At 52.2% G+C, this 20,791-nt stretch carries 17 protein-coding genes and 1 tRNA gene; 4 read left to right on the top strand and 14 right to left on the bottom strand.

The features are described 5' to 3' along the window. Nucleotides 1–30 precede the first annotated feature (30 nt). The 6 genes from DK507_RS13055 to DK507_RS13030 form a co-directional block, all read right to left on the bottom strand. Entirely contained in the window at nt 31–885 is an 855-nt protein-coding gene (locus tag DK507_RS13055; protein ID WP_254054383.1) for an alpha/beta hydrolase, read from the bottom strand. Next, nucleotides 882–2,360 (bottom strand): DUF3336 domain-containing protein, encoded by a 1,479-nt coding sequence (locus DK507_RS13050; RefSeq protein WP_109356789.1) that lies wholly within the window; start codon nt 2,358–2,360, stop codon nt 882–884. Before DK507_RS13050 ends, DK507_RS13055 begins: the two co-directional genes overlap by 4 nt. Nucleotides 2,361–2,446: 86 nt before the next feature. Next, entirely contained in the window at nt 2,447–3,985 is a 1,539-nt protein-coding gene (locus DK507_RS13045; RefSeq protein ID WP_109356788.1) for a wax ester/triacylglycerol synthase family O-acyltransferase, read from the bottom strand. 26 nt (nt 3,986–4,011) lie between these two features. Beyond that, the gene (locus DK507_RS13040; protein ID WP_109356787.1) at nt 4,012–6,357 is read right to left on the bottom strand and encodes a glycerol-3-phosphate 1-O-acyltransferase; all 2,346 of its coding nucleotides are present in this window, start codon (nt 6,355–6,357) and stop codon (nt 4,012–4,014) included. A 9-nt stretch (nt 6,358–6,366) separates the two neighbouring features. After that, nucleotides 6,367–8,154, bottom strand: coding sequence for an HAD-IB family hydrolase (locus DK507_RS13035; protein ID WP_109356786.1), 1,788 nt, complete (start codon nt 8,152–8,154; stop codon nt 6,367–6,369). A 193-nt stretch (nt 8,155–8,347) separates the two neighbouring features. After that, a tRNA-Ser gene (locus DK507_RS13030) sits at nt 8,348–8,437 on the bottom strand. A 151-nt stretch (nt 8,438–8,588) separates the two neighbouring features. Here DK507_RS13030 and hspQ point away from each other — a divergent pair. Then, entirely contained in the window at nt 8,589–8,969 is a 381-nt protein-coding gene (gene hspQ / locus DK507_RS13025) for a heat shock protein HspQ (RefSeq protein ID WP_109356785.1), read from the top strand. A 13-nt stretch (nt 8,970–8,982) separates the two neighbouring features. On the opposite strand, the gene DK507_RS13020 is transcribed toward hspQ, so the two are convergent. Next, complete coding sequence (locus DK507_RS13020; protein WP_109356784.1) at nt 8,983–9,840, bottom strand: ABC transporter permease; 858 nt, start codon at nt 9,838–9,840, stop codon at nt 8,983–8,985. Nucleotides 9,841–9,966: 126 nt separating this feature from the next. On the opposite strand from DK507_RS13020, the gene DK507_RS13015 reads away from it, so the two are divergent. From DK507_RS13015 to DK507_RS13005, 3 genes are all read left to right on the top strand, one after another. Further along, entirely contained in the window at nt 9,967–10,641 is a 675-nt protein-coding gene (locus DK507_RS13015; RefSeq protein ID WP_109356783.1) for a GcrA family cell cycle regulator, read from the top strand. A gap of 92 nt (nt 10,642–10,733) precedes the next feature. Then, entirely contained in the window at nt 10,734–12,722 is a 1,989-nt protein-coding gene (parE, locus tag DK507_RS13010) for a DNA topoisomerase IV subunit B (RefSeq protein ID WP_109356782.1), read from the top strand. A gap of 82 nt (nt 12,723–12,804) precedes the next feature. Next, nucleotides 12,805–14,031 (top strand): serine hydrolase, encoded by a 1,227-nt coding sequence (locus DK507_RS13005; RefSeq protein WP_162559041.1) that lies wholly within the window; start codon nt 12,805–12,807, stop codon nt 14,029–14,031. On the opposite strand, the gene DK507_RS13000 is transcribed toward DK507_RS13005, so the two are convergent. Genes DK507_RS13000 through uvrC form a run of 7 tightly spaced genes read right to left on the bottom strand, consistent with a single transcriptional unit; the run spans nt 14,028 to nt 20,754 of the window. Then, nucleotides 14,028–14,576 (bottom strand): GNAT family N-acetyltransferase, encoded by a 549-nt coding sequence (locus DK507_RS13000; RefSeq protein WP_109356780.1) that lies wholly within the window; start codon nt 14,574–14,576, stop codon nt 14,028–14,030. The genes DK507_RS13005 and DK507_RS13000 overlap by 4 nt on opposite strands. Then, nucleotides 14,573–15,367: a LysR family transcriptional regulator gene (locus DK507_RS12995; RefSeq protein WP_109356779.1), complete on the bottom strand. Its 795-nt coding sequence runs from the start codon at nt 15,365–15,367 to the stop codon at nt 14,573–14,575. Before DK507_RS12995 ends, DK507_RS13000 begins: the two co-directional genes overlap by 4 nt. After that, nucleotides 15,364–15,762, bottom strand: a complete 399-nt coding sequence (gene apaG / locus DK507_RS12990; protein ID WP_109356778.1) for a Co2+/Mg2+ efflux protein ApaG — start codon at nt 15,760–15,762, stop codon at nt 15,364–15,366. Before apaG ends, DK507_RS12995 begins: the two co-directional genes overlap by 4 nt. 18 nt (nt 15,763–15,780) lie before the next feature. Beyond that, the gene (locus DK507_RS12985; protein ID WP_109356777.1) at nt 15,781–16,989 is read right to left on the bottom strand and encodes a PLP-dependent aspartate aminotransferase family protein; all 1,209 of its coding nucleotides are present in this window, start codon (nt 16,987–16,989) and stop codon (nt 15,781–15,783) included. Nucleotides 16,990–17,013: 24 nt separating this feature from the next. Further along, the gene (gene leuB / locus DK507_RS12980) at nt 17,014–18,063 is read right to left on the bottom strand and encodes a 3-isopropylmalate dehydrogenase (protein WP_109356776.1); all 1,050 of its coding nucleotides are present in this window, start codon (nt 18,061–18,063) and stop codon (nt 17,014–17,016) included. Nucleotides 18,064–18,110: 47 nt separating this feature from the next. Then, nucleotides 18,111–18,845: a DNA repair protein RecO gene (recO, locus tag DK507_RS12975; RefSeq protein WP_109356775.1), complete on the bottom strand. Its 735-nt coding sequence runs from the start codon at nt 18,843–18,845 to the stop codon at nt 18,111–18,113. Next, the gene (uvrC, locus tag DK507_RS12970; protein WP_109356774.1) at nt 18,838–20,754 is read right to left on the bottom strand and encodes an excinuclease ABC subunit UvrC; all 1,917 of its coding nucleotides are present in this window, start codon (nt 20,752–20,754) and stop codon (nt 18,838–18,840) included. Before uvrC ends, recO begins: the two co-directional genes overlap by 8 nt. Nucleotides 20,755–20,791 lie beyond the last annotated feature (37 nt).

Genomic DNA, 20,791 nt, shown 5'->3' with positions numbered 1-20,791 from the left:
GCGAAATTCCCCCGTTCGCACTTCTGGTCGCTATTTTGTCAATATGCGATCCATCCAGTCAGTCATATCCGTCAGCACCGCATCTTTTTCCGGTTCATTAAAAATCTCGTGAAAAAGTTCCGGATAGATTTTCAACATTTTTTCGCCGGAGCCAATATTCTCATTGAGAAACATCGACCCTTCGGGTGCTGTCAGGCTGTCTTTTCCACCGTGCAACAGCAAGATCGGTAATGTTATTTTGGCAGCGTGGCTTTGCACCAATTCCATATTAGCCATCATTTCAGCTGCCAGCCGGGCACTGATCTTGGTACCGGAGACCAACGGATCGGCCAAATAATCCGCGACAACCTTCGGATCGCGGCTGACTCCATTCGCATCCAATGCCAAAACGCCCATTGTGGGCGCCAATTTCGAGAGAAGTTTGCTGAGCCCTTTCATGACTGCAGAAGGCTCTTCCGTCGCTTTAATCGCTGGACCAGACAACACCGCTGCCGTGAAACGAGACGGATTTTTGAGCAGGTAGGTCGCACCAATTAAACCGCCCAAACTATGTCCAACCAATATCAGTGGAAGGCCTTTTTGTTCCGCAGGCAATTGTTTGATCAGGCTATCCAAACCATCATGATAAACTGAAAAGTCAGGGACGAAACCATTTGCTCCGTCTGACCTTCCATGTCCCCAATGATCAAGGGTTTGAACGGCAAATCCGTGTTTAGTGCAATGATCCGCGAAATATCCGTATCGCCCGCTATGTTCATCATAGCCATGAACCAATATAATGACCGCTTTCGTAGCAGTTTCCGGCGTCCAGCTTTGGCAATAAAGCGATGCACCCGCGGCCGCCGATGGCGCGACCAGGGTCAAACTCGCCTCTTCATGCCTCAAGCGATTTTCCTTTTCATCACAAGTTCGTGATCATGGGCCAGTTCATTTTCATATTCAAACAATATGCGGTCCAATGTCTGGCTGATTTTGGTCTGGGTTCGCACCATTTCAATTTTCGGCCAAGTCGTCCGCTCGCCAAGTTGTATCAGCTCACTAATTTCTTCCACCGACAAATCGCTTAGTATTTTTGCCGGGCTCCAGAACATCGTCGGACGGATGATGTTGATATCGCCTGTATAGTCCTGATTAATGACGGATAGTGTCATATTGGCCATGCTGTTCAGTCGCGGAAAATAGGATAGCGGCTTCTGCATAATTTCGACATTGGCGTTGAGCCAAGCCTTCATCGTCGAAGTCGTTGCGTTCCGGATCGCGGAAATCGGAGTCCTCTGCTGCTTCACATCAGTCGCAAAGGGCGTGATTAGCGGATTTGCTTGACTGACAATATGGTGATTAACCCCATAAAGCCGCCCCAACCGTTTTGCCGGCAAGTCATGGGTTACAGAACCGTCAACCCATTTGCGATTGGGCAGATAAGGTTTACGTTCTCCTTTGTGATCCTTGGCTGCCAATGTCACAGGAGGATAAACGCCCGGTACGGCGCAAGAAGCCATAACTGCTTCCCGTATATAGACATTGGGTGACGCAATAGCGTTCAAAAGGCGTGATGTTTGGTGCTTCTCCGCTGGAGCGATCGAAACATTCAAATGCCGCCCGGTCAGTTCATAAGCCTCCTGAAACGTCAGATCCGGGATCATATTGCTGATACGCTCTCGGATCTCATCTATTTTCAGGCGCCTTGTGCCACCGAATATGCTCAACCCGGTCTGCGAGGCTATTTCATCACTGCCTTCAGTGACTAGGTTTTCGGGTTCAAAAAATGGGGGAATCTCATGATCCACATGCGTGCTGATCAAAGCGCCAACGATAGAACCGCCACTGGAACCCGACATGATGTGCGGCAATAGCCCTTCCGACCACAAAGCTTTCACCACGCCCATATGGAAATACAGAAAGGCGCCTGAGCCGCTCATTAAAAAGGCAGAGCGACCGTAGCAATGTTGCGCCCGACGAAAGAAATCGAGTTTCTCTTCAAAGGGAATATCATCAACCTTATCACTCGCCAGATATTCCAGCGAATTGACAATGGCATCCACATAATCCTGAATCAGTTGCTTGGTGCCAAATTTGGCTTTTTGGTGCAGGCGGTCATTGCCCATACCATCCATATTGCCGTGGATACCTTCATTCAGTGCATAAAGCAGGCCCGCATTATCCTGGGCTTTCCAAAGCTTTGACAGGCGTTTCAAACGTCTGCGAATAGAGGCATTATCAAAATGCTTGCTATCGTCAGAGGCCTTCCACTTGTCGACGCCAGTGGAGCGATCGTGGGCGGCTGCGGCATCAGACCAGTCGGAATAATTTTCCGCTTGGGCCATCGCCTTTTCCATCTTCAAAGTTGTATTCAAAATCATAATTTACTCGCTTACTGTCAGACCGAATACACGCATTGCTGAGGAAAAACACCCGTTAACGGGAAAATTAGGTAGTTATCCACTACTTATTTGACCTTATTCTTTGGTGCTCGTCTCGGCGTCTTGGATACCCGGCGATACATGACCGAAGCATCTTTGGGTTGCGGTGCCTTTTTGGCAGGCGTGGTCCTTGCCTTCCGTCTGCCCGCCGCTGGCTTTGCATCCCTCAGTTGGACAAAGGCGGCCTCAACGCATTCGCGAAAAAATTCAATGTCAGGCATGATTTTTCTGTCGGTTGTAACCGCAAAGGACATCGTTCCATTGTAGCTGGGTGTCGCGATAAACAAGCCCATTCCATTACCAAGCGGCGCCATGCCATATTGATGCGTAAGTTTCGCACCGTTCATATACATCGGCATTTGCGGTCCAGGCACATTGGAAATGAAGACGTTGCTCATCTTGGGAGCGAAACGCTCACTGGTTAGGATTTTGGCGACGCCAGCCATAGTCGCACCGGGAATATGCTGGGTAAGGTCCGTCATGATCCGTGCACTCAAACCAGATTTGGCGGCTTTTGTTTCCCTTGTCGTATTGCGCACTGCTTCCAGTCGTTCCAGCGGATTGGCAATATTGGTCCACAGATTGACTGTCATCGCGGTAATCTTGTTACCGGGTGTATTTTCCTGACCATCCCGCTTTCGTGCATTGACCGGGGCTACACCCACCAGCGTTTCTTTTGGCAGTTCCTTATGTTTCATCAGATATTTACGCAGTGCGCCGCTACAAATGGTCAGTACGACATCGTTAATTGTCGCACCCTCCACTTTGGTCCGCATCGCCTTTAGCTCGTTCAAATCGAAACTGACAGCATCGAACATTTTGTGCGGTGAAACTGCACCGTTGAACCGGGTCTCGGGAACAGTGAGTCCACCCACCCCCCCATCACTGGACATATTTTTCTGCGCTGCATCCCAAAGGGTAGGAGTTAGCTTTAATACAGCGTTGGCCAGCTTAACGGGTGACGACAGATTGCTGGAAAGGGCACGGTTCATGACATCCGACGAAGACGGCACATCACCATAGTCCCAATCCGAAGCCGGTACTTCTATCGCCGGTGTCCCCTTTGTATCCATGTCGCTGAGCGCCGTAAAAAAATAAGCAGCCGAGGCACCGTCAATCGCGGCATGGTGCACCCGTGTCAAAATTGCATAGCTACCCTTGCCATAGCCTTTGACCCGATCGAGCCCTTCCACGACATACATATCCCACAGGGGTCGGTTCATATCCATCGGCTTGCTAAAATGGCGAGCCACATGAATGCAAAACTGCCGCCAATCGCCTGGCTCCGGCAATCGACCATGGGAAATATGCGCTTCGATATCGAAATGCTGGTCTTCTACCCAATAGGGATGATCAATATCAAAAGGCAGCCGGTAAAGCTTACGTTTGAATACCGGGGATATATGAAGCCGACTGCGGACATGATCGATAATGTCCTTAAATCGCACCTTTTTGGTAGGCACAGTCGATGGATCATAGACGTAGACCGCCATAACATGAGTCAAATTTTCCGGTGTCTGGATATAAAGGAACTGGGCGTCTTGGGCACTAAGCTGATGCAACATATATCGTTCCTCTAAACCTAAATATCTTAGTCAAAAATCTTGTCAGCCAGGCTAAGCACCTCAAGCCTCGATTTTTCCATTCGGCGCGACAATGCTCGGAATTTGCGGAGCAAAGCCTTTCGTTTCGCTATGGTTTCTTCGGTTGTTTCGCCGGTTAAATCCTGACTGGCAGCCATCTTAAAACCATTTTCAAACAGAATCTTGCCAATGGACGCTTCGCTGGTGATGCGCCGCAGCAAATATGCCTGCCGCCCCTCTTTCAGAGCCTCTTCGACACAATGCTTCTTGTCAATGACCTGCCCTGGCTCCAACCGGGACAATATATCTAGCACTACTGTGTAAGATTCCACGAATGGCAAGAACACTGCGTGACCAATAAGCGGTTGAAACCGGTTCGTCAGACTCTTGAGCATAACGCCGCCCTGATCGAGCTTCATCTTCCAATCCGGGCAAGCACGGGTCAATTCTGCTTTGAGGTTTTCGCGATATTCGTCCTTCGGTGGATAGAAAAACTCAAACTTAAACAGGTCTCGTAACCTGTCTGTTTCATCCCAAAAAACGTCCGCAGCAACTTTATCCTTATCTTCCCTAGCCTTAAGCAAAGACATTTCGATAATTGCCTTGTCCAGGAAATGATGGACGATTGAATTGCGATAATAGCTTGCCAGTGGATGTTTTTCGGGCTGGATAGCGTAGACGGTACTCGAACCCTGATCGTAACGCACAAACAGGCCACTATTGACCAAGGTATCGACAACCCTTTGAATGCCTTCCAGATTTTGCCTGGTCAGATCATCGCTGAACCGGATATTGCGTTCCTGTGCCCATTCCACGAAGAAGTTAATCACGGCGCGCAATTCATCGGCCGTCATAGCGCGGGGGGCAGTACCCAGCAGACTGAGGCACATGAGTGAAGTCAGCGTTAGCGGCGTGGCCCGGTTGGCCTCCACTGCCACTTCAAAGGCAATTTTGGATAACCCAATACGATCATCAGGCTCCGGGGCATTGCCAACAACAACCGGCTTGCCAAAATCCACATAGACCTTGCCCATAGGTTCTCGCAGGCTACGTAGATAACCCACAAACCAGCTCAGCGACTCTGCCTTTTTGACCCGCCCTGTTTGCTCGGTCGCATATTCCTCGACATCACGAATCAAGTCGAAACTGGTCACGACCGGGATGATATGGACATTTTCAATGTCATTCAGATTGGCGCTGTCCATGACATATTTGAGCAAGCCGTAGCGTGGCGGCATCAGCTTTCCGAGCCGCGAGCGCGTACCTTCAAAAGCCCAGGTCATCGGGAAGCGCTTTTCCAATAAATAGCTGACATAGTGGCGGAGGACGAGCTTGTAGACCGGGTTATTTTCAAAGCTGCGGCGAATAAAAATCGTGCCGGCGCGTCGCAAGACAAACCCAAGCCCAAAGAAATCAAGATTAATCCCGCCAAAAACATGCACCATCGGCAAGTCATTTTGGTACGCCAGATCAGTGGGCGTCACGCCATCAATATAGGTTTTGTGTGTGAAGAGCAGCAAGGTGGGATGGTCGCGCATCGTCTTGCGCAGGCGCGCAAGCTCATTTTTGTCAAACACGATTTCATCTTCATAGCCCTGCGACAGCATGAAGCGATCCAGCCGGGCCTTCATATCGATGAAAAAGGCGCTGGGCCGGGCTATGAGCTCCTTCATATACTTACCGGCTTCTTCGTAAAGAGCCGATTCCGGCTTATCCAGATCGGTGGCGAGCTCTGTCATAGCCGCACGAAATTTTGAGCTGGTGCGCAATCCATCAGCCACAAAACGGGGTACTTTATACCGTCGCCCACGAAGGCCGCGTTCTTCTATGTCGAGAACCAAACCAGCCTGACGCGCCACAAATCCGGCAAACTCATTCTCATCGTCGCCCTCGGCATGCAGCGCATTTTGATGTTCAAATCGCTCTCGTAATTCGCCGATAGTGGCCGGTTGCCCAGTCAAGCAATGGGCGCGGCGCTTGTTGCGGACCAGTATCATGCGAGCCCGAAAGCTGCCGGGCGTCCGGGGATCGCCAAAAAGAGCATGCCGTTTTTTGAGAGCCCGGCTCTTCTCGAAATTCGGTATGCGCCAGGCAATACGGACAGGTATCACCATTGTATCAGGATCAGCATCCAGTTTTCGGTCCAACTCCTTCAACCGCAATCGGGCGCGCTCATCGGATATTGGAAGGCTGACCCAGTTTATCTCCCGGTCCGGACCGCCTTCAGCCAGCGACGTATGAAGCCAATCCAGCAGATGACGTCGCTCCACCCGGTTACGGGCATCAATGACAAATAGTTTGGGCCCCTGTGTGAGTAGAGGTACCGCCTTTGCTATTGCCTTCGATTCATCCATTCCGGCTCCCTATTTTTTCGTTTTTGTCGGCTTTTTGGCGGGTGTCTTTTTGGGTGTAGGTTTTCTCGCTGATGTGCCGCCGGCCGTTGCTTTTTTAACAGATGGCTTTTTGACCACAGGCTTGCGCGTTGCAGATTTCGGTGCTGTTTTTCTAGCAGCAGGTCGAGGAGCTGCTTTTGCGGCAGTCGCTGCTTTTCCGACCGTCGGCTTTCGGGTCGATCCAACCTTCTTCGCAGCCGAAGCCGCTTTCTTGGGAACAGCCTTTGCTTTTGACTTGCCGCGACCAACCGTCTTTGCAGTGGATGTTCGCTTCGACGCTGTCTTGACGGGTGCGGCCCTCGTTTTGACGGGCGCGTGCACAGACTCATCATCATCTTGCCCCAAGGCTTCCAGGAACATGCCTCGCACCTCGGCAACATGAGCATCAAGCGTTGATTTTTTCCACTTACTGGTGTCGACAGGCGGTAAGATATCGACCTTCACCGTGGCCGGCCGCATTACAAATTCATTTTTGGGAGCCACATCGCCGGCATTGTGGATAACAATCGGTACCATCGGAACACCCGCCTGCATCGCCAAGTGGAAAGCACCTTTCTTGAATGGCCCCACTTTCGGCGATAATGTCCGGGTCCCCTCGGGAGCAATACAAATTGATTTACCGTCAATTTTGATCGCATCGATCAATGGCTCCATCGCTTTGATCGCATTGCGACCATCGGCCCGGTCCACAAACACGGTTCCGGCCATTTCCATGACCTTGCCGATAATTGGCGTATCCTTCACCTCTTTCTTGGCAATGCCGCCAACATCTTTACGCACCAGCTTTGCCATGATCATCACATCGGCCTTGCTCTGGTGGTTAAAGACAAAGATGCACGGCCGATTGACCCAGAGATTTTCTTCGCCAGTGATATCCAGTTCCACGCCGGTCAGTGCCGTGGCGATGTCACCAAATAATCCGGTCGAAAAATTGGTCGCCTCCCGCTGAGATCCGGTTAAGGCCCAAATCGGCAGTCCAGCAACAAAAGACGTAACTAGCGAACCTGTGGCATATATCGTTCTGAGATAATCAACCGGCTTGCCTTGCCCGCGGCTGTCAAATTTCTGCAGAGGCCAACCACGTTCCTTGGAAATTTCAGTAAGCTTGCCGTTGGGATTCAACGGCCGTGGTTTACCGACCCGCTCCAATAACTCCAGATCATCATCACTATCTGAATAGAAATAACTCTTGCTCAAATCCAGCTTGTGCTCTTTCGCAAGCCTTTCCGCAGCGATGACCTTGCCTTCACCAAAACAAAGTGGGCGAACTATATTCCCGGTAAATTCTCCATTTTCGACTTCATATTGCGAGCATAAGACATGCTCGATATTCAGATCACGCGCAGTGGGTTCAATCTGGTAAATGGTGGCAGAAGAAACGATAGCAACGGTATGGCCCTTCGCAATATGCGCTTCAATAAGTTCACGGGATTCCGGATAAACTTTGCGCGCGATGTGTTTTTCATAGAGCTCTTCGCCAAATTCGAAATAGCTGTCTTCGGTTACGCCTTTCATGAATTTCGAAGCAGCTGACATCAAACCTGAAAAGCCCATGCTCCCCATGCTGTATTGGGCCATTACATTAGCAGTTTCGACCAGCTCTTCCGCGGTCATCTCCCGGCGCTTGATCTTTTCCCATAACATGGCTGTGGCAGAGTAGCCGGCGATAATTGTGCCATCAAAATCAAACAACGCACCAATATGCGGCCCGTCAGGCGCCTTTAGCACGTCCTGCAAATGGGAATCCCGATCAGCCATATTAACCCTCAAATAATCCAGACCCACCCGGCCTTAAATCATCCTGCCAAAAAAATACTGCGTTTCCCAGTCTTTATTGGTCAAAATGGATATTAGACGACAGAGCAGACCACTTTGTCCGGATATGAGGCAACTAGCAGAATCCACACACCGACGTCGAATGCTAGGCTCTCGCGCTTTTAGTGATCCAGTTTGGCGGAGAGACAGGGATTCGAACCCTGGGTACGATCGCTCGCACAACGGTTTTCGAGACCGCCCCATTCGACCACTCTGGCACCTCTCCGCACTTGGTTGGAAACCATGGCCTGAGCAGCCATAAGCGTCGAATCTGCGGCGCGCTTAGACCATGATTTGTGATTTGCCAAGCGAGAAACCGCGATGATAAGCAAATGACCGGTGCTTGCATCTGTACCGGAACTGACTAGATTAGAGCTATGGCTCAAACCAAATATCTTGCGTCCACCAATCCGCTGCCAAAAGGCACACCACCCGTGTTAAATGCGAATTTCACGATAGGTGACGTGGTAAAGCATCGCTTGTTTGATTTTCGCGGCGTGATTTATGACATTGATCCGGTCTTCGCTAACAGCGATGAATGGTATGATGCTATTCCCAAAGATCTGCAGCCGTCAAAGGATCAACCTTTTTACCATCTTCTGGCCGAAAACGCGGATAGCAGTTATGTAGCCTATGTCAGTCAACAAAATCTGCTCGAAGACGATAGCGGGGAGCCCGTTATGCATCCCGAAGTCGGAAGGATGTTCAAAGCCGAAGATGATGGCAAGTACAAGCTACACCGGATTCACCGGCACTAACGCTGTCGAGCCACTAGGATTTAATCTTCCAGCCTTTTGAGAGCAGAACGTAGCAAAGTGCGGTCAGCCCGACATTAATCCCCAACAGAACAAAAGAACCGACAATTATCGGAGAATCGGCTGCACCCAGAAATCCATAGCGAAAACCGGAAATCGCGTAGAAAAACGGATTGAAGTGACTGACTGCCTGAAATGTGGGGGCCAGCCTGTCAATCGAATAGAATGTCCCTGATAGTAAGGCTGCGGGAGCCACAACAAAATTGGTCACAGCCGCCGCATGATCGAATTTTTCCGCCCAAATCGATGTGAGAACACCAAGCAGCGCTAGCATTGCTGAGCCCATAAAACCGAACCAGAGCACGGCCCACCAATGATTTACGCTGACATTAACGCCCGGCCAAAGTGCCATGGCCAGCCAGACAGCGAACCCAACCAGTGCTGCCCGGGTTATTGCAGCTCCGACGAGGCCTGCGAGCAATTCGCCGACAGACAATGGCGGCATAAGATAATCTACAATTGTACCTTGAATTTTCCCGACCAAAAGCGAAAAACTGCTGTTAGCGAAGGCGTTCTGAATCATCCCCATGCAGATCAGGCCCGGTGCAATGAAATCAGCAAACGGTACCCCCAGGACAGTGCGATCGCCCCTGCCCAATGCTACGGTAAAAATCACTAAAAATAGCAAGGTAGTAATCGACGGCGCCCAGACAGTTTGAAGCTGTACCTTAAAAAAGCGGCGTACTTCCTTCCAGTAAAGCGCCAGGAAACCTCCCCAGTTGACGCCACGTATGGCCGGCACACCGGGCTCGGCATAAGTTTGTGGAATAAACTCGGATTGGTCAGAATTGTTATTTTTAGGCTGGTCTAACATAGGCTTTTCGCCTATCTGCTCCGGGCAGCAATCACAACCCATATTATCTTGGCCATTCGCGTATGATTGAATATGCGGCGACAAGACTTATATTGGGCGCAGTAGTGGAACAGATTAGGATTTTGCATGGCTTGGACCGACGAACGTATCGATCATTTGAAACAAATGTGGGAAAAAGGCCTGACAGCGAGCCAGATCGCCGAAGAATTGGGCGGCGTTAGCAGGAATGCAGTAATCGGCAAGGCGCATCGCCTCGGCCTGAAATCCCGCCCATCACCAGTAAAAGCCAAAGCGAAGACGGCAAAGGGCGATAAACCGGCGCCCAAGCCGAAAAAGGCAGCGGTCAAAGCGACAAAGAAACCCAAGCAGAAAGAAGAACATGTCGCTCGCCGCGCGATGCCGCCACCAACGCCCGCTGCTCGCACACATGCTGCGCAACAATCCAAAATGCCGAAGCCTGACGGACCCAAAATCGTTTCCGTTGGACCTGGCGGCTTTTTGCGTCAGGGCCCTGGTGATCAGCAGGCACCCATTCCACCCGCACCGCCGCGGCGTCTGGTTCCTGCCAAACCCAGTGAGGAGATTGCTGACAAAACCAGTCTGTTGGACTTGAACGATAAAATTTGCCGCTGGCCGATGAACCATCCTGGTGAACCGGACTTTCATTTCTGCGGTGAAGAGGTCAATCCGGGCTTCCCATATTGTGTGGAGCATTGCGGCAGAGCATTTCAGGCACAGTTGCCACGCGGCGCACGGCGTGCACCGCCGCCACTGCCCTTTGGTGGCCCCAGAGTTCGCTGAATCAGGCAATAAGACGTTATTTTACAGACCATTTGGCAAGAGGCTCAACAAGCCTCTTGCCAGTCTGACTCTCACACTCTTATAGGATCATTATGTCTGATGATCTTTTTGGCGGTGACCCGCCAACCACTTCAAAGTCCGGTGACTATGACGCCTCTGCGATCGAGGTACTGGAAGGGCTAGAGCCTGTCCGCAAACGTCCTGGCATGTATATCGGAGGCGTTGATGAGCGCGCGCTGCATCACCTGGCAGCAGAAGTCATCGACAACAGCATGGACGAAGCGGTGGCTGGTCATGCTAGCCGCATCGAGATCACACTTGATAGCGACAACCGTTTGACTGTCACTGACAATGGCCGCGGTATCCCGGTTGATCCCCATCCCAAATTTCCGGATAAGTCAGCGCTGGAAGTCATTATGACTACCTTGCACTCAGGTGGTAAGTTTTCGGATAAAGCCTATGCCACGTCAGGTGGCCTGCATGGCGTTGGTGTATCCGTTGTCAACGCCCTGTCCTCTGACACTGTCGTAGAAGTGGCGCGCAACAAAACCATTTATCGCCAATCCTTTTCACAAGGCAATGCTGTTTCAAAGCTGGAAAAAGTCGGCAGCACACCAAATCGGCGCGGCACCAGTATTTCCTTTGTTCCAGACACCGAAATTTTTGGGGAAGGCAATAAATTCAAGCCGTCCCGCCTGTTCAAGATGGCTAGGTCCAAAGCCTATCTCTACGCGGGTGTGGAAATCCGCTGGAAATGTAATCCAGAACAGGCCAGCGAAGAGATTCCCGCAGAAGCCGTATTCCAGTTCCCCGGGGGGCTTTCCGACCACTTGCGCGAGCAACTGAGCGGGCGGGAGTGCGTCACGACAGATTTCTTTGCCGGCAATCAGGAATTTCCGGACAGCGCTGGTCGGGTCGAATGGGCGATCACTTGGCCGATCTGGACCGATGGCAGCTATAGCTGGTATTGCAACACCATTCCGACACCCAATGGCGGCACCCATGAAACCGGGCTGCGCAACGCGTTGGTCAAGGGTATGCGTGCCTTTGGTGAACTGGTGCAGGTTAAGAAAGCTGCGCAACTCACGGCCGATGATATCATTTCAGGTGGCGAGATGATGTTATCTGTATTTATCCGCGAACCACAATTCCAGAGTCAGACCAAAGACCGGCTCACCTCTCCCGAAGCGGCAAAATATGTCGAAAATGCAGTACGTGATCATTTCGATCATTTCCTGACGGACAATATGGACCGCGGCAAGGCGCTGCTCGGCTTCGTCATGGAGCGCATGGAAGAGCGTTTGAAACGCAAGGCCGAGCGCGAAGTTAAGCGCAAGACCGCTACCAGCGGGCGCAAAGTCCGCCTGCCCGGCAAGCTTACCGATTGCTCTGGCAATGACCCGGCCGGAACCGAATTGTTTATCGTCGAGGGCGACAGTGCTGGCGGTTCTGCCAAACAGGCACGCAACCGAAAAACGCAGGCGATCCTGCCGATACGCGGCAAAATCCTCAACGTTGCTTCTGCCGCTAGTGCCAAGATTTTTGCCAACTCGGAAATTGCCGACCTGACGCTGGCATTGGGCTGCGGCACCCGCAAAGACTGTGATCCGGACAATTTACGCTATGAGCGCGTGATCATCATGACCGACGCCGATGTCGATGGCGCGCATATCGCAACGCTTTTGATGACTTACTTCTTTCAAGAGATGCCAGAGCTCGTACGCCAAGGGCACTTGTTTCTTGCCCGACCGCCGCTCTATCGCCTGACCGCTGGTGGCAAGAGCCTCTATGCGCAAGATGACGAAGCGCGAACCGAAATCGAGAATGGTCCATTCAAGGGCAAAAAGGTTGAAGTGAGCCGGTTCAAGGGGCTTGGAGAAATGAACCCGGGTCAGCTTAAAGAGACCACCATGGATCCTGATACGCGTTCTTTATATCGCGTGACTTTACCGCAAGAATATGAAAACCGGGCGGTAGTTAAGGATCTTGTCGACCGCCTGATGGGCAAAAACCCGGAACACAGGTTCAACTTCATCCAGCAAAATGCAGCCAGCCTTGATGAGGAAGCCATTGATGCCTGACCGGTTTGTCCGGTTCTGGCTTTTCGCAGCACTTGTCGTTATTTTTTCTACAGGGGTCCCCTCTCCAGCAAGGGCGGAGCAAATGACAGTTGTTTCTTCTGAATATCAGGACCGCGCATCCGAACTCCTCGAAATTCTTAAAGGATCACAGAAAGAAGACAGCTTTTTCGCAAGTTCGTTTCTGGACACGATACCTGTAACGCAGTTTCGCGCCCTGGTGACACAGCTCCAAAATCAATATGGCGAGCCATTGTCCATCGCCCGCATAATCCCGGCGAGTAAACAGGATGGTACCGTCGAGATTGCTTATGCCAAAGCCACTTTGGCACTGCGCATGGTTTTGGACAGTGCCGCGCCTTACCCGGTAATCGGGCTGCAAGTAACCGGTGCCAATATGACAGGCGACAGCATCGACAAGATCAAGCGCGAGATGGAAACACTCCCAGGCACTGCTGGGTTCGAGATCGCCGAGATCGGTGCAGATCAAGCAAGCATCATAGAATCTATGAACGCGGATCGGCAATTTGCTATCGGCTCCGCATTTAAACTCTATGTCCTTGCCGCACTCTCGACCAAAATAGCCGATAGCGACCGGAGTTGGAGCGACGTTGTTCCTCTTTATAGAAAATCTCTACCGTCCGGAATTTTGCAAGATTGGCCGGATCGAACACCGATGACACTGCAAGCCCTGGCGACACTGATGATTTCCGTGAGCGACAATACAGCAACGGATATATTGATGACCGAACTGGGTAGTAAGGCGATCGATGATCTGGTCTATAAAAGCGGTCACAGCGCGCCGGAAAAAATGCTTCCGATGTTGAGCACGGCCGAATTTTTTGATCTCAAGATGCCCGGTAATGCCGATGTTCGTAAGCTCTATATTGGCGCAAGCGATGGTGAGCAACGGGACCTGCTGAACAGATATAATATCGGCCTTTCACCGGAATCGATTGAAATCAGCAACCTTGCCAATAAACCACAGCATATCGATACGATTGAATGGTTTGCGTCGCCTTCCGATACAACAGGCCTATTGGAAAAGATCGATAATATCGAGGATCCGGTCGTGAAGAAAATCCTCAAAATCAACCCTCTGATTCCACCGGGAGATGCTTTGCGCTGGGACTACATTGGCGGCAAAGGCGGTTCGGAGCCGGGCGTCATATCCTTCGCCTTTTTGACCAAGTCGAAATCGGGCAAGACCTATGCGGTTTCAGGAAGCTGGAACAACAGTGAAGCGCCTGTCGACAATGACCAATTCACTCTGATGATGAACCGATTGTTGAATCTCGTCGCCGCTCGTTAGATTTTCGGATCGACGTTTAGCCAATCATCACGCAGCAATCCAAAAATCAAACTGTCTCGGATGCCGATATGCGTTTCCCATTCCTGCCGCAAATGAGCTTCCTTTTGAAAGCCCAGAGCCTTCAGCAGTTTGATTGAAGGCAGATTGTCAGGATCGACATCGGCGCAGATACGTCGGAGGCCAAGTTCTTCAAAGCCATATTGGATTACCCTGTTAACAGCTTCTCGCGCTATTCCCGTTCCCCAAGCAGAACGGTTCAGAATATAACCAATTTCTCTAACATTCGGTCGGTCTTCCGATCTTACAAGGACAACCCAACCCAGCGCCGTATCGTCTTGGACTGTAGTGATCGCCCAAGTTCGCCAGCGCGTGCCTTCGCAATTCTGGGCCACATAGTCCCGCGTTTCCGCGACTGTTTCATGCGGTCCGCTAGACCACCAGCGCATCAGTTCTTCATCCGCAAAAACGGGATGAAGGACCTCAGCATCATCGACACGCAAAGGACGCAAACGCAGCCGCTCCGTCGGCAAAGTAGGGAAGGTCATGCTGTTAGCGCAGCGACCAGTGCCTTGACCTTTTTCTGCCGCCATTGGGGAAGCGGGGCCACCAGCCAATAGCCGCGAGAGGATTTGCTGTCCTCTCCGATAACTTCTACCCGTCCCGCCGCAATATCCTGTTGCACCAGCATCTTGGGGACCCAGGCGTGGCCAAATCCGTTGGCAGCGGCCTCTATTGCCAAACCACCATCTGCCACGCGCATCAAGGTTTCTTCACCTTCCGAGATAGGGCAGCCGGGCCAGTCAATTTTCTGGCCAGCCTTCCCGCCGGGAGCAGCCACTTTGACAAACATCGTGTCGCCGATGATAACACCCTCGTTATCACCTGGACCATCTGTCAATCCGATCGCCACATCCAGATTGGCTTCGGTAAAATCCGCGCCGCCTTCTGATGCAACCAGTGCGAAGCTGACATCTTTGTTATCCTGTGAAAAGCTTGCAAGCCGTTCATTCAACCACTTAGCGGTCAAATCACGTGGAGCAGCAATAGTTAGCTTATGGGAAGATTGACCGGCCTGCATAGCCCGCACGGCATCTTCAAATTCCAGAAAACCGGATCGCAGCGCATCCAGACCGGCGGCAGCTTCATCTGTCAGTTCCAACCCCTTTGGAGTGCGCCGAAACATGACAACCCCAAGCATATCCTCAAGCGCCCTGATTTGTTGCCCGACAGCGGCAGGTGTGACTGCCAATTCGTCGGCTGCCCGTGTAAAGCTGAGATGCCGAGCTGCGGCATCGAGCACGCGAAGCCCGTTGAGCGGCAAATGCGTACGCTTCATTGCTCTACAGTAGGTGCAGTAAGAGGGAAATGAGGAATGCGAACTTCAAAAGCTTCTGGTTCTTCTCCTACGAACATGAAGTGTCCCGCCATCGCGCCGCTTGGCGTGTTGAGCGGACAACCTGATACATAATCGTGCGACTTGCCGGGCTGGATAATCGGCTGCTCGCCAATAACACCATCGCCATCGACCCGGTGCAGGGCACCCCGGGCATCGGAAATTCGCCAATGTCTGGTCATCAATTGAACCGCGCTATCGCGTTCATTCTCTATGCGAATATGATAGGCCCAGAACCAGCGCAAACCGTCAATGTCCGATTGTTCCGGTAAAAATGTCACCGACACCCGAACGGTCACACCGTCGGTAGTTTCTGAAAATGGGAAGAACGCCTGCATCATCTTCTTACAATAGCGTCAAAGACCAATAGACGAAAGGGCCTGATCCAAATCTTCAACCAAATCGGCGGGATCTTCCAGACCGACATTGATCCGCAGCATGTCTTCGCTAATCCCGATTTCCAATCTCGCGTCTTCACCCAAGCCATGATGGGTGGTGGATGCCGGGTGACACATTAGCGATCGACTGTCCCCAATATTGTTCGAAATATCTATCAAATTCAATGCATTAAGAAGCCCATGGGCCTGTTTTCGACCACCACCCACGTACAGCGAGAAGATCGGTCCTGTCGCTTCCATCTGGCTCATCGCCAGATTATGCTGCGGGTGGCTGGGCAGACCGGGATGCAATATTTTCTCTATCCGCTGCTCCAAAAACTTGCCCACCTCAATGGCGTTATTGCTTTGTTTGCGAATCCTCAAGTCGAGCGTCTCGAGTCCCTTCAGCACGACCCAGGCATTGAAGGCACTGAGTGTGGGGCCCGTATTTCGGGTAAACGCGAGCAAGGTTTCCTCGATAAACTCTTCGCTGCCACATATCGCACCGGCCAGCACACGCCCCTGCCCATCCATCATCTTGGTGGCGCTATAGGCAACAACGTCAGCGCCGAATTCCATCGGTCGTTGCAGCACATTGGTGGCAAAAGCATTGTCGACAACGCTGGTAATGCCTTTGGCGCGCGCCAAATCACAGACTGTCCGTAAATCAATAACATCCATGGTCGGATTGGCTGGCGTCTCAAAGAAGAAAACCTTGGTCTTGGGCGTGATCGCCTTTTCCCAATTTTCGATTTCGCGGCCATCGATGACGGTGGTGTCGATACCGAATTTCGGAAGTAGCGAGTCCGTTAACCAGCGACAGGAACCAAAAAGCGCGCGACTGGCCACTACATGATCGCCAGCCTGTAACTGACATAGCAAGGCGGCCGTCATTGCCGCCATGCCAGAAGCCGTGGCCCGACAGGCCTCTGCGCCTTCCATCAATGCGATGCGTTCTTCCAACATCTGCACAGTCGGGTTTTGCAGGCGGCTGTAGGTCATGCCTGATTGTTCACCGTTGAACCGTGCAGCGGCGTCTTCGGCACAATCATAAGTATAGCCAGAGGTCAGGAACATCGCCTCCGACGTCTCCCCAAATTCGCTGCGCATGGTGCCGCTGCGGATGGCTTTGGTCGCGGGGCGCCAGTTCTTCGTAATCTCTCTATTTTGGCCGGTATCTCTTTTCATGTCTTTTCCTAAGCCTGTTGACGCTTAACTGGCAAGCTGCGCGACGACGGCATCGCCAATTTCCCTCGTAGAAGCACTGCCGCCCAGATCATGCCCCAATATTCCCTGCTGCAATACGTCAGCGACAGCCTGCTCGATCCGTACCGCGTCTTCCTCCATCCCGAAGCTGTGGCGCAGCATCATCGCAGCGGACAATATCATGGCAGAGGGATTGGCAAAGCCCTGCCCCGCAATATCAGGCGCGCTGCCATGAATCGGTTCATAAAGGCCTTTCGTTCCAGTACCCAGGGAGGCTGATGCCAGCAGACCGATCGAACCGACACACATACTCGCCTGGTCAGACAGGATGTCACCAAAAATATTGCCTGTGAGCATTACATCAAACTGCCCTGGATTTCGCACAAGCTGCATTGCGGCATTGTCGACATACATATGACTAAGTTCAACATCGGGATAATCGGCACTGACTTCGTTGACAACTTCGCGCCAGAGCACCGATGTTTGCAGTACGTTGGCTTTGTCTACGGAGCATAGTTTTTTGCGGCGTCCTTGAGCCGCCTTGAAAGCGACATGAGCGATGCGGCTAATCTCTTCCTCGTCATAGGCCATGATATCATAGCCTTCCCGCAAGCCGGCATCTGTCGTCCGCCGGCCCTTCTCACCAAAGTAAATATCACCGGTCAATTCCCGCAAGATCAGCAGATCGATCGCGCCGGCAATATCCGGTTTCAATGCTGACAGGTTTTCAAGACCGGCAAAGGCCTTGGCCGGGCGCAGGTTCGCAAATGTCTGCATTTCCTTGCGCAACCCCAGCACCGCTTGCTCAGGACGCAGGTGACGGTCCAGATCGTCACAGTCGGGATCACCAACAGCCCCGAACAAGACGGCATCGGTGGCCATCACCAATTCGAGTGTCGCCGGCGGCAATGGATGACCGTGGTTTTTGTAAGCCACTCCGCCGACATCGGCTTGATCCAGCTGCAGATCGGGCAGCCCCATCGCTTCTAACACGCGCAAGGCTTCCGTCATGATTTCCTGACCTATGCCGTCGCCGGCGAGTACCGCAATATGCATGCTTTTTCCTCAACTCTTTGCGCGCATCCCTGCCGCGCCTGAAGAGATTAGGCAACCACCCTTTTTAAGCGATCCACCAAAACCGTGCGGGACGCCATGACGTCATTGCGACGATCCTCGAAAAAATGGCGCTTGAGGAAAAATCCTGTGACTTTCAAACCGTCAAAAATATCGTTCCAGTCCGGGGTAGCGGGTTCCTTCAAAAAAGTGGGCAGTGGCAGAAGCTTGTCCTTGTAAACTTGTCCCGCCCCCAGACTAACCGCCGTCGCACTTTTGGGACTGATGAACACCAGGTCATCTGTACGCTCCGTCACGGTACATTTTTCCAGTGACAGCCCAAATCCCAGTTCGGACAGCAGAAGTAACTCATAACGCACAAGAGCTACTACCCATCCCTTAGCAGATGGCGCACCGCATATAGCGTCCAGCAACGCTGAAAGCGCACTGTGCAGCTGCGGGTAACTATGCTCTTCAGGAAGGATTGCCGCTGTTAACGCCGTAACCCATTCGAGCGCAGCGCTAGCGAGCGGCTCACCAAGATAAGCGCCACGGCTTTGCTGCAGTTCAGCAGTCATCGACGCCAGTTGATCCTCTGTTCGTGCACGATAGTCGGCCTGAACGATGTTCGACGGAATGAGAATGGGCCGCATTGTCCGCGACCTCGCGCCCCTGACATATCCCGCCATCAAGCCGTTTTCGGGCGTCAAAGACCGCACGACCGCGCCATGCTCGCCATGCTGGCGGACTGAACAGATGATCGCAGAAGTGCGCAGACTAGCCATGGAAATAGTCATACACTTTCTGCGCCACAGTCGCCGAAACCCCAGGCGCGCCTTGCAGATCTTCCAGCGACGCGTTTTTCACCGCTCGTGCCGTGCCGAAATGCAGCAACATCGCGCGCTTTCGCGCAGGACCAATACCTGGAACGTCATCCAGAGAACTATGGCCAATGGACTTCGCGCGCTTCTGGCGATGGGCGCCGATCGCATAGCGATGTGCTTCATCCCGCAGCCGCTGAAGATAGAATAGAACGGGGCTGTTTATTGGTAGGTTCAACTCGCGCCCATCCATGAAGTGGAACGTTTCGCGCCCAGCGTTGCGATCCGGTCCCTTGGACACGCCAATCATGTTGACGTCTTCAACACCGATTTCTGCAAGTGCATCCTTGGCAGCGCTCATCTGCCCCTTGCCGCCGTCGATCAGCACGAGATCCGGCCATTCGCCCTTTTCGCGATCAGGATCCTCTTTCTGTGCCCGAGCGAAGCGGCGCTCCAGTACTTCGCGCATCATCGCAAAATCGTCACCTGGTTTGGTATCGGGGTTTTTAATGTTGAACTTGCGATAGGCACTCTTGCGAAAACCTTCCGGGCCAGCGACCACCATGCCACCGACCATATTCGTGCCTTGAATATGACTGTTATCGTAGATTTCGATGCGATCCGGTACTGTATCAAGCTCAAGCAAATCGACCATCTCGCGCATAATCTTCGCCTGTGTCGATGATTCTGCAAGCCGCCGATCGAGCGCTTCTTCTGCATTGCGACTTGCTTGTTTGAGCAGCTTTAAACGATCCCCGCGCTGGGGTCGGGATACGCTGACTTTATAGTCAGCTCGTGTTCCCAAAGCCTCTGCCAGTAACCCCTCATCGGGCAAATCCCGGTCTAGCAACACGAGCTTCGGCGGTGGCATACGATCATAAAATTGCATCAGAAAACTGGAGAGAACTTCCCCAATCTCAACATTATTGGTGTGCGCCGGGAAGAAACTGCGGTGCCCCCAATTCTGACCCCCACGAATGAAGAAAGCCTGTATGCAAACCGTCGATCCTTTGGCCGCCAGCGCGAATATATCAGCATCTGGAAGACCAGCTGCATTCACCGCTTGATTGCCCTGAATGAAGGTGAGCGCCTTTAATCGGTCACGATATAGAGCCGCCATCTCGAAATCGAGTTGCTCAGAGGCCTGTTCCATCTGGGCGCCGAGCTTTTGTTGCACCTCAGTCGATTTGCCAGAGAGAAAATTCCGAGAATCCTCAACCAATTCGGCATAATCTTCCTTGGTGATCCGATCGACACATGGCGCCGAACAGCGCTTGATCTGATAGAGCAAACAGGGCCGCGAGCGGTTGTTGAAAAAGCTGTCTGTACAGGATCGAAGCAGGAATAGCTTTTGCAGGGCGTTCAGCGTTTGGTTTACCGAACCGGCACTGGCAAAGGGACCAAAATACTTGCCCTTGGTTTTCTGTGCCCCGCGATGTTTCTGGATACGCGGAAAATCATGATCTTCGCGCAACAGGATGAACGGAAAGCTCTTATCGTCGCGCAACAGAACGTTGTAAGCTGGTCGAAATTTCTTGATCAGCTGCGCTTCAAGAAGCAGCGCTTCGGCTTCACTGCCCGTCGTCACAATCGTCATCGACCGGGTCTGCGCAACCATCCGTAACAATCGATGCGGCAAGCGATTCATCTGGACGTAGGAACCAACCCGGTTTTTCAGTGATCGCGCTTTGCCGACATACAGCACGTCGCCGCGACTGTCCTGCATCCGGTAAACACCGGGCCGCGTTGGCAATGTATTCAGCGTTTCACGTATGGCTTCCATGCCGGTTTCGAGATCCGGTGTCTCGTTACCGCGCACTGAGTAGGTGGCTTTTTCTTCGTTAAAACGGTCGGGAGATTGCGGGCCGGACATAGAATATATCTAGGCGCTGGCGCTGATGATTACCAGC

Origin of the sequence: Sphingorhabdus sp. EL138 (genome assembly GCF_900258045.1) — a bacterium.
GTDB lineage: Bacteria > Pseudomonadota > Alphaproteobacteria > Sphingomonadales > Sphingomonadaceae > Parasphingorhabdus.
Note: the sequence above shows the minus strand (reverse complement) of the source record. Positions and strands in the feature narration are given on the sequence as shown.